Source organism: Pseudoalteromonas sp. SR43-5, from assembly GCF_014163835.1.
GTDB lineage: Bacteria > Pseudomonadota > Gammaproteobacteria > Enterobacterales > Alteromonadaceae > Pseudoalteromonas > Pseudoalteromonas distincta.
Window position 1 is genome coordinate 39,829 of the sequence record NZ_JACJEA010000034.1, and the last position, 9,904, is coordinate 49,732.

The 9,904-nt window shown below is 37.5% G+C and carries 8 protein-coding genes; 1 reads left to right on the forward strand and 7 read right to left on the reverse strand.

Going from position 1 to position 9,904, the window contains the following annotated elements:
• Positions 1-23 precede the first annotated feature (23 nt).
• The 5 genes from H5090_RS17225 to H5090_RS17245 all read right to left on the reverse strand — a co-directional run bounded on the left by H5090_RS17225 (position 24) and on the right by H5090_RS17245 (position 4,817).
• Positions 24-716, reverse strand: a complete 693-nt coding sequence (locus H5090_RS17225; RefSeq protein WP_004335088.1) for a PspA/IM30 family protein — start codon at positions 714-716, stop codon at positions 24-26.
• A 24-nt stretch (positions 717-740) separates the two neighbouring features.
• Positions 741-1,154 (reverse strand): YjfI family protein, encoded by a 414-nt coding sequence (locus tag H5090_RS17230; protein WP_004335098.1) that lies wholly within the window; start codon positions 1,152-1,154, stop codon positions 741-743.
• A gap of 79 nt (positions 1,155-1,233) precedes the next feature.
• A complete protein-coding gene (locus H5090_RS17235; RefSeq protein ID WP_024597421.1) occupies positions 1,234-2,955 on the reverse strand; it encodes a polyamine aminopropyltransferase in 1,722 nt (573 codons plus the stop codon).
• Positions 2,956-2,958: 3 nt separating this feature from the next.
• Positions 2,959-3,858 (reverse strand): DUF350 domain-containing protein, encoded by a 900-nt coding sequence (locus H5090_RS17240; protein WP_182696303.1) that lies wholly within the window; start codon positions 3,856-3,858, stop codon positions 2,959-2,961.
• 26 nt (positions 3,859-3,884) lie between these two features.
• Complete coding sequence (locus H5090_RS17245) at positions 3,885-4,817, reverse strand: CHAD domain-containing protein (RefSeq protein WP_182696304.1); 933 nt, start codon at positions 4,815-4,817, stop codon at positions 3,885-3,887.
• Between the two features lie 259 nt (positions 4,818-5,076).
• Between H5090_RS17245 and H5090_RS17250 the strand changes: the two genes are divergently transcribed.
• Positions 5,077-7,170, forward strand: a complete 2,094-nt coding sequence (locus H5090_RS17250; RefSeq protein WP_182696305.1) for a bifunctional diguanylate cyclase/phosphodiesterase — start codon at positions 5,077-5,079, stop codon at positions 7,168-7,170.
• Between the two features lie 40 nt (positions 7,171-7,210).
• On the opposite strand, the gene H5090_RS17255 is transcribed toward H5090_RS17250, so the two are convergent.
• A complete protein-coding gene (locus H5090_RS17255; RefSeq protein WP_024597417.1) occupies positions 7,211-7,672 on the reverse strand; it encodes a hypothetical protein in 462 nt (153 codons plus the stop codon).
• Entirely contained in the window at positions 7,672-8,865 is a 1,194-nt protein-coding gene (locus tag H5090_RS17260) for an outer membrane beta-barrel protein (protein WP_182696306.1), read from the reverse strand. The genes H5090_RS17255 and H5090_RS17260 overlap by 1 nt, the downstream gene beginning before the upstream one ends.
• Positions 8,866-9,904 lie beyond the last annotated feature (1,039 nt).

Consider the following 9,904-nt stretch of genomic DNA (forward strand, 5'->3'; position numbering starts at 1 on the left):
TTTTTAAAGTATAAACGTAATGGTTAGCTATTTTGCTTCGCTTTGATGCGAGCTAAAATATCAGCACTTTTTGGACTTGTGTCGCCAATGCCTGCTTCAGCCATTTTTGCTTTTAAGTCATCGCCATTTACGTCTGACTCAAGTTGCTTTGCAGCACCTAGCTGGTCGCTACGATCTTGTTGACGCTGTTTAATGCGTTCAAGCGATTGACGAGCCGATGTCATAGACGAGCTGTTTGTATTAAGCGTGCTGTTAACAGCCATTGTTGCTTGCTGTACGCTTTCAGTGGTTTTAACCATTGTAAGCTGGCGCTGATTCTCTTTAATTGATTTTTCAGCATCTTTAACTTGCTGCTTAAGCGCAACAATATGGTTACTAAAACCAGATAATACTTGCTCGTTTTCGGCTTTTTCTGCTTCAAAGTCACCAATTTTTTCTGCAATTTCTAATGCTAACGCTTCGTTGCCCTTTTCAAGAGCTTGGCCTGCATACGCTTCATGTTCAGCGATTGATGCATCTACAGCGCTAATTTTACGCTTAGTCTGCATTTCTTTAGCCATTACTTCTGTAAGGCTTTTTTTTGCGCGGTGAAGTGCATTTTGCGCGTCTGCAATTTCTTGCTCAAAAATACGGATGCCATTTTTATCTACAATTGCTTCGCCTGCTTCACGAGCGCCGCCACGTACTGCTGTAAATAATTTTTTTAAAATACTCATAATCTTAACTCCACTAACTGGCTATTAATCGTTTAAATACAAGGTCACGGCTTCTAGTGCATCGATAGCGTTATCGGCTAAAGTCACTAGTTCGTGGGTAACGTCATCTAATGATGAATTTACCGACAGTGCACCAAAAATCGCGTATTTGTTATCGATTTTAGCAAATGCACTCAGTGGAATTGGCACGTTTAAACGTAGTAATGTTTCGTTTAACTCGTTGCGTAATTCACTCTTAACTTCATCTTCGTCAAACAAGTAGCTAATACATAACAACTGCTCTTGCGTTTGTGTAACAAAAATTGGAAGTTCATCATTTCCATCAACAATGACTTGTAAAACATCTTGCTCGCCTGGGTTGGCAATCAAGAAAGACTCAAAGTTAGCGCCTTCAGTTTCAAAAGAAGCTAATTTTATTGAAAGTTCATTTAATTCCATGTCTCTGCCTTTTGTCGTTTGACATATTATGTCTGAGTTAAGATTCTCATGGTCGACATATTATGTCAACCATGTTTTGTTAGTTTTTATACAATTCGCTTTCTATTTGCCATGCAGTTCGGTAGTAATCATAAAGCTGACCAGATCCTAACCTATTGACCTCAATACTTTTAACTTGTTCAAAGTAGTGGTTAGGAAATACAAAACTTGCCAATAAATATTCTTTACTAATCCATCTTGATGGCACAGGCATAGCCGTCTCATCATTAATACGGCCACTAGCCGACTGACCCATTTTAGTGGCTATAGTCCAGCCCCACTGCCCAAACGAAGGTATGTTTTGCTGATACTGCTCAACATACTCAAACCCTGCGGCTTTAACTGTTTTAGCAATGCTTAAAAACGCTTTTTTAGCGTGGTAAGGTGAAGTTGATTGAACCGCCATTGCGCCATCGGGTGCTAATAACTGACGTACATGATTATAAAAGTAATCACTGTACATTTTATTTAGATCAGGGTGATTTGGGTCCGGTAAATCAATTAAGATAGTGTCGAACTGCTTAGATTGATCAAGTAGCTTTTCTACTTCTAAAAATGCATCACCCACAATTATGTTGGCTCGCGAGTCTTGCATCGATTTATTGTTTAGCTGTAGTAATCGCTTATTGATGTGCTCTGGCGGGGTAAAGTCACCGTCTTTATGACCAAATAAATTGAGAAGCTGCGCGTCTAAATCTATTAACGTTACTTCACTCACAGGCCATTTTAAAACATCTCTAAGTGCAAGCCCGTCACCACCACCAATTATTAATACACGGTCGTGTCTGTTAGAGGCAAGCATTGCAGGATAAACCAGCATTGAATGATATATTTGCTCATCAATACTTGAGAACTGTAAACGCCCATTTAAATATAAATCGGTAATTGGCTGAGGTTGGTTTTTGCTTAACCTTTCGGTTAAAACTACGTGTTGGTATTTAGTTGCTTGCGAATAAATTACTTTATCTTTGTATAAAACATTACTTAGATTGTTCATCCAGCTACTGCCAAATACTAAAATAAAGCCAAACAATGCCAACAGTACTATATGGCAAACTAAAAGTGCCTTAGCAAAGCGCACATGGGCATGGTAACGCCATAAAAAAGCGAGTCCTGCGATGATATTAAATAACGCCGTCCACGCTGCAGCTTGCATTATAGGCATTGAGAGCATGATACTTACCCAAATGGCTGCACCAATACCAGCACCGATATAATCGGCACCATAAATAGTCCCTGCGTTGTTTTCTAAAAAACGGCCATAAACGTGCTGACGAATGCGCGCTATAAGCGGTATTTCCATACCAATAAATAAACCCAGTATTAAACCAAAAACATAAGGTAGAAAACGTGACCACTCTTGTAGCTTTTGAAATACGTAACCATTAAGTACAACGTCTGGGGGTAAGTTAAAAATGCTCGAAAATAAATGAGGAAGAGAATAACTTACAGCTATTACACCCGCTATCGCTAAAATGCAGCCCATGCCAACCAAAGCAATAATGCTTTCTAGCCAAGCAAAAGCGGTAAATGCATCTTTAAACCAGCGCGCTAAAAAAGCGCCTAAGCCCATTGCTACAATCATAGTACCGATCATGGCGTAAATAGCGCTTTCTACTGAGCCAAGTACACGGCCCGCATAATGAGACAGTAAGTATTCATAAATAAGGCCGCACCCAGCAAGCACGGCCATAACAGTAATTAGTAATATATCGTGCCCAAGTAAGCGAGACTTACTTGGGGGAGTGTTGGTTGATGACACTGATTATGCGCCTAGTAAGGTTGCCATAGTGATACCTACAGCAAATGATACTGCTGCAGAAATAGCTGCTACACCTACATTTTTTTGACGATTAACTTCATCTGAAATATCGCAACCAGATAAAATTATTTTAATTGTCACTAAGTGCAAAATAATAAATGCGACAAGGCTCACTACAGCGCTAATAGCCCAGTATAGTAAACTCGCATTAATGTTATCAGCAGCGTATGGCGCAACACCCGTTGCAGCTGTAATAGCTAATGCACTACCTATTAAAAATCCAGCGTAACGAATACCCACAGCTAAGTTACCATTAACAATTGCTTGTTGTAGGCAGTCGCCACTTTTGTTTGTACGCTTAAATAACTGCACTCGGTACTGGCTAACAAGTAGTAATACAACACTACCTATAATAAAGGCAGCAATTACAATTGGAAGGCCATGCCAGCCATCAGTAGCCACCCATAAAAGTGCTGAGCGAATAACTATTGCAACGCTAACAACATGACCAAAATCAATTATTGAAGCTGTAACGTTACCTTTAACTATTTCGTCGTGCAGGCTTACTTTACGAAGCGCTACTTTATCTTGAAAAAAGTGACCCAACTTAATAAGTACAATTGCTAATGCGCCGTAAGCTAACATTTGCAGTGCTTCTTGTTGCAGTGTTGCAGCAAAAGCACCACTACTTACACCTGTTAATACAATCGCCAGTGCCACTAAACCAGCGGCAAAGCTAATACCAAAAGCAAAGTTATCACGCTCTGTTATTTCATCATTTGCGTGTAAGTTTGAAACCCAGCCTTTTATATATTTAAGGCTTACAAATAATAAAACAATAATTGCAAAATCAATCGCCAATGCTTGTAGCGACCACATAGTTATTCCATTAAATTCATACATATTATTCTAACTCCAACTTTATTCTTTTACTTACCACGGCTCACGCCACGAGAGGTTCTGCTACCGCTATCACGCACCGATCCTGAGCTATTGCTATAACTGCTAGAACGAGAATAACTACTGCGGCTTTTTGGTGGCGTATAACTACTACGGCTTAAACCGGATGCACCTGTTTTTTTACTCGCATAAGGGCTTGTAAACTGCTTACCTTGGCGTTGATATGTTTGGCGCGTGCGTGTTTCTAGCGCGCTTTGGGTTTTAATTTGTTTAGGGCTTGAATAACGCGAACGGCCATAGTCATTGTAATAACTATACTTTCGGCGCTTGCTCCAACTACCATATTCAACACGGTCAAATACATCGCCTAAAATACGGTACATGCCGTACCATTGCCAAAAGCTAATACCATTACTATTTGTTTGCCAGTTACCATAGTTAGGGTTACCTACCATTTGGTTACCAACACCCTCACCTTCAGCTTGCTTACTAATTGCGCCTACACGCGCTAAAGTGCCTTTGGACATATCAGCTAGCATATTAATAGGATCGGTTAACGCATCAGAAAATAGCGTAGGTTTAGACGCATCACGCAACAAATCAATACTATGCAACGTATCTTCGTAAGGAGGAATTAAGTAAGTTCCTTTAATATCTTTAAGTCGCTGTGTTAAACCACTATAAAGTGCACCTTGACGCGTTGCATCAAGGGTAATTACATCAACAACTTTTGTAAGCTCTGGTTGTTGTTTTTTAAGGAGCTCGCCATATCCTTTAAGTAATACAGCATTGCGCACATTCCCATTATCAAGCGCAGTACCAAGCTGTGACAGCTCTGTATCTGCTTTTTTAATAGACTCTTGAATTGTTTGTTGCAGCTGCTCTTCTTTAGATTGACAACCCATAAGCACTGCGAACAAACAAAACAGGCTTATAAGTTTCCAAGCTTTAATATTCGACATTCATGTCACCTGATTTACTAAATTAACTTAGGTAGTTTTACACAGGTCACTTATTAAACCAAGAATGAAATTGCAACAAAGTAAGTCAGTACAAAATTAAATAAACAGCTATATTTAGTATATGAATTTAAAAGCATTCTCAATGTTAAGCTTTTAGTGCTACAAAGGGCGTAGTAAGTAACTTTTTTGTAATTATGGATTGCCTGATTACACAATAATAACTAAAACATAATTAAATGATGGTTAAGGGTTAGATTTGATGCTTCATAGTATTCGATATAAATTTATTATAATAACAACGGTTTTAATTATATTTAGCGCAAATTTAGTTTTTTTCCTCGCAATTAATGAACACGAAGATTTATATCGCCAATCTGTTAAACAAAACTTAGATGCAATGTCTTCAAATATTTCCGATAGCTTATTACGTGTTATGTCTGAGCAAGTTGATTTGTTCTCTATAACCACCGAATTACTCGGTTTTGATCGATACGAACACATCAAGTTTGTTAATGTATTTGACGCTGACTGGCAATTAATCCAATCGTATGTCCACCCTAACTATTTAGAGCTTGAGAGCTTTAAGCCTGAACTTATAAGTATTCAACCAAAAAATTTACCTTATGCGGTTACAATAACCAATGAAGGACTAGTGGCCTTAAAGGCAATTGGGGAGGAGCAATTTCCTATTGGATATTTGCTCATTGTGCAAGACTTTAAAAAGCCATTGAATGAAAGTAAAATTAGCCTTTTTTATAGTGCAGCTCCATTTGTTGTTTTAATTATTGCACTCACCATTATTATTTCATTTTGGATATATCAGCGTTTATTAAGCCCACTTTTAGCGCTCTCGAAGTTCACACAGAAAGTTGAAAAATCAACAAATTATAAGCTTCAATACCAAGTCACTGGTCATGATGAAGTATCTCAACTTGGTAACGACATTAATGCATTACTACAAACAATTGACTCCCAAGTTCAAACCAATCATAAACACACCGCACAACTTTTAGTACAAACGCATTCAATGGAGCGCCTCGCCAACTACGATATATTAACAGGATTACCTAATCGCATGTTTTTTATGGACCTACTCAAACTCGAGTTGGCTAGTAGTAAAAGTAACGACCAAGACGTTGCGATTATGTTCTTTGATGTAGATAGTTTTAAAGGCGTTAACGACACCCTAGGCCATGAAACCGGAGATATGCTTTTACAAGCTGTGGCTAAAAAAGTGAAAAGTTATCTGCGTAGTAACGACATAATTGCACGCTTAGGCGGTGATGAGTTTTTAATTATGCTACCTAATATCACTGAGCAATCTATTGTTATAGATATTGCCGAAAATATCATTGAGAGTATGAAAGAGCCATTCACTATAAATGAGTGGGACGTACCAGCGGGTATTAGTATTGGTATTGCAAGTGCCAAAGAAGCTGAATTTGATATAAATACATTTATCAGTAATGCCGATATTGCAATGTACACATCAAAAGAAAAAGGCAAAGGCGCATATACAATATTCCACCATAAAATGCTTGAAGATAACAAACGAAAAGCGCAAGTCGCTAACTTAATATCTCACGCAATAGCGCAAAATGAATTTGAGTTATTTTATCAACTTAAAATGTCGAATACAGGCGAAACTCAGGGCTTAGAAGCCTTAATAAGATGGCAAAGCAAAGAGCTAGGTTTTGTTTCTCCTAGTGAGTTTATACCTATAGCGGAACAAGCAGGTAAAATAAAAGCGATTACCCAATGGGTGATCACACAAGTATTTAAAGATATGCAAATGCTAAAACAACTTATGGGGAATAATGTACTCGTCTCCATGAATCTTTCAAGCCATGACTTAAAAGATCATAACTTCATTCATACTGTAAAAAGTAAACTACTTGAACATAGCGTCGATATTTCAAATATTCAGTTTGAAATAACAGAATCAAGCTATTTAGAAAATTTTGAAAACGCGAATCAATTTTTTAATCAAGTAAAAGTTATGGGAGGCTCAATTGCATTAGATGACTTTGGCACAGGTTACTCTTCATTGAGTTACCTTACTAAAATTGAAATTGATACATTAAAAATAGATCGAATGTTTGTAAATCAATATGCAAGCTCAGCAAAAGACACTGCAGTATTACAAGCAATACTCGATTTAGGTCAACGCCTTGGTTTAAAAATATGTAGCGAAGGAATTGAAACAACCGACCAAGCTAACTACCTAGTATCAAATGGTAGTGATGAAATGCAGGGCTATTACTTTGCAAAACCAGTGTGCATTGCACAACTACCACACGCAATTGAACGAGCGAAAATATTATTTAAAGAACTAACAATAACTTCAAAATAACTCAGTGCAATTGATTTTTTACTAAGCAAACGGCTTACTTTTAATTTAGTGCAATTATGGTGAGCTCTTTAGGTATAGTAATTCCTGCTGGAAGGTAAGCTACTGAGTCTTCAACGGTTAGTAAGTACTCTATAACCTCTTCTGTAGACTCAAATTCGACAGGGGGCTTGCTGCGCCCCGTGAATCGCATTTGGGCCCAATAAGCTTGTATTCTAGATTCAGTAAGACCTACCATCCTAGTGTTAAAATTTATTCTAAGCGGATTGCCGACAAATAGGTTAACTGCTTTAAATTGTCTGCTCATAGCTCCGCCCATATAAATATGGCGAATTTGTTGCTTACTAAAAGATAAGTTTTTATCTGTGGTATTTACTACAATAATGACGTTCGAGGGGTTTGTATTTTCTGCATAAACTGAAATGCTAAAACCAAATAGGCTACTAGCGACTACAAAGAGCATCATTATTTTTTTAATGTTATTAATAGGTTTAAAAAATATCATTAAAACACCCAATCCAAACCAATAAGATAAAGATTAGTTTTTTTATCAAAATCAGAGTCATCAGGAGTAACGAAAAACGAGTCTTTTACATCGTCACCTTCTAGGGTTGAAAACTCAGCTTTTAAGGCAAGGTTTGGCAGCACATCCCAGCGTACACCAACCGTCCAACTCTTAATTGAATCAGGCGTAGATTCATCAAAAATACGATTGTACCCATATGCAAGTTGATCTAAGTCGCTATTAATACCTAACGGAATTTCATTTTCAGCAGAACGAGTTTCTACGTCGCTATCTGCAAATGTTAAGTGGTAAGTAAAAGGAGCATGATTAACACCGGCAGTTAAATAATAGCTTTGAATTATAGGCACTATCCCTAAATCAGTTTTAATGCGGACCCATTCACCTCTAAAAAAATAATCTAAATTGTCGTAAATTACGCCAAATTGATTTGCATGTGCTCTACCTTTTGTTTTTACCGAGCTGGCGCTTTTTGTAAAATTAAGGCTATTAAGCACATTTTCTAGCTGTCTTATCTCATCAATATCAAGCTTGATATTCCCATTATAACGGGAAACTCTAAATTCTAAGTTTTCAATATTAATCTTACCAATAAATCCTAAAAGGTTATCAACTTCAAAGCCCGTTCTTAAGGCGCCAATCCCTATATCACCCGACTCTTCACCATAGTAACCTTCAAAGCTCAAATCAAAGTTTTCTGCACCAAATTTATAAACAGCATCTATGCCATTAAATGTTTTAAATAAATAAGTATCGTAGACTTGTTGAGGTGGATTGATCCATGGGTACGCAAAACCAACATCCGAAAAGTCACTCATAGTAAAAAAAGGTGTGCGTAATTTTCCGAGTTTTATCTGAATATTGTCAGTTGGCCTATATGTTAAATATAACCACTCTAACCCAGAGTTATCAGAAGCTGTTGTGTTATTGCTTCTTAGCAAAACTTGGGCTGTTGCAGACCACTTATCATCAAATTGATACTCGCCTTGGAATCCAATTAAACTAGATGGAGAAAATTTAATACTGTCTTCATATCCCTTAAACTCGACATTTTTTTCGTCTAAGTAACCACCAATAACTCGAGCATAACCAGAAAATTCTAACTCATTAGAAAAAGCTGAAAAATGAGTAAGCATAGTGGTAAAAAGTAAGCACCAAGATATTTTATATCGCATCAGAGAAAATTAAATCCTTTGTTGAATTATGCAAAGTACAATGAAGATTAATTATGCTAACAAGGAAATAATTCACCAGTTCGGATAATCAATTATTTAATTATTTTAAGTAGCGCATTTTACCGCTATCTAAGCTTAGCTAGCAAAGTCATAACTAGGATTAATCATTATAGTCAATGAATTACATGTTGGAACAATATATGTGTTCTATAAAAACATTAAGCATCTAGGTAATACTATTTACATGGAAAAGCACCTCACCCCTCTTGAATATTACTAAGATAGAGCTTAATTATACTTATATAGATACTTATCAACTAAGTAGGAGATAAAACAGATTCTTAATTCATGCCGTTCACTAGGATTGAGTGTTTAATGTAGGTGTTTGATAAAGCGTAATTGATTTAATTATAATCCGATATATGAAAAACCCACCCAAACTTTACTTTTTTGCAGACGTAAAAAAGCCCGAATCGTTAAATCCCGGCTTTCTACAATGTGAAGCCTCCGTAATGTCACGATACCTACAGCGGTGGAGAGTCACGTAGCAAATGCTACTGTATTGGCCGACTGAGATATTGAGGGGTTTTGTTGTGATTTTAACGGCGGGAGTCGCTATGCTCGCCCGACCTACGTGATAGGTGTTGATGTGAAAGTGTGTTAATTGTGCGCATTTCACTTTTCTGCAGACGTAAAAAAGCCCGAATCGTTAGATTCGGGCTTTCTAGAATTTGAAGCTTGGAAATGTCGTGGTGCCCACAGCGGTGGAGAGTCACGTAGCAAATGCTACTCTATTGGCCGACTGAGTTATTGAGGGGTTTTGTTGTGATTTTAACGTCGAGAGTCGCTACGCCCGATCTACGTGCTAGGTGTTGATGTGAGTGTGTATTAATTGCGCACATTTCACTTTTCTTCAGACGTAAAAAAGCCCGAATCGTTAGATTCGGGCTTTCTACAATTTGAAGCCTGGTAATGTCCTACTTTCACATAGCAAATGCTACACTATCATCGGCGCTGTTTCGTTTCACTACTGAGTTCG